We start from the raw sequence: 455 nt of genomic DNA on the forward strand, positions 1-455 counted from the left end.
GTAAACTGCCGTCAAGAATCCTTTTTAACATTTGTGTCGAAGACATCCGCCTCTTCCTTTCGCTACTTGGTATTACAAGGTAATGATACGCTAAGCTATTTTGTACTGCAAGGTCGTGAAGAAAAAAAGGTTCATTTCTCTGACAAAAAGGTAAATCAATGATACAGAAGGAAGGTCGCTCGTTTGAAAAGGAGGTCCTGATAGTGGATAAGCGGAACACCATCGTCACGGCAACCGTCATCTTCGTCATCATGGGTATCGTCATGGCTTTCTCGGCATGTGGCTTCGGCATTCGTTACGGTGATCCAGAGTTGTTACGGATCGCGATTGTTGGCGAAGTAGCGTCAGCACTCTTTCTCGTTTGGTACATTCGTCGTCATGCCACGTTTGCTGCCGTTGGTTTTTCGAAAATGCAATAAAGAGGAATCGTCTGGTACCTGTCTCTTGAACACCAT

The 455-nt window shown here is 45.1% G+C and carries 1 protein-coding gene; it reads left to right on the top strand.

The genetic code is table 11. The features are described 5' to 3' along the window. Nucleotides 1–203: 203 nt before the first annotated feature. Nucleotides 204–419: a hypothetical protein gene (locus ACZGCQ_RS16970; protein ID WP_481266893.1), complete on the top strand. Its 216-nt coding sequence runs from the start codon at nucleotides 204–206 to the stop codon at nucleotides 417–419. The last annotated feature ends 36 nt before the right edge of the window (nucleotides 420–455 follow it).

Source organism: Exiguobacterium sp. HSB13 (assembly GCF_056764755.1).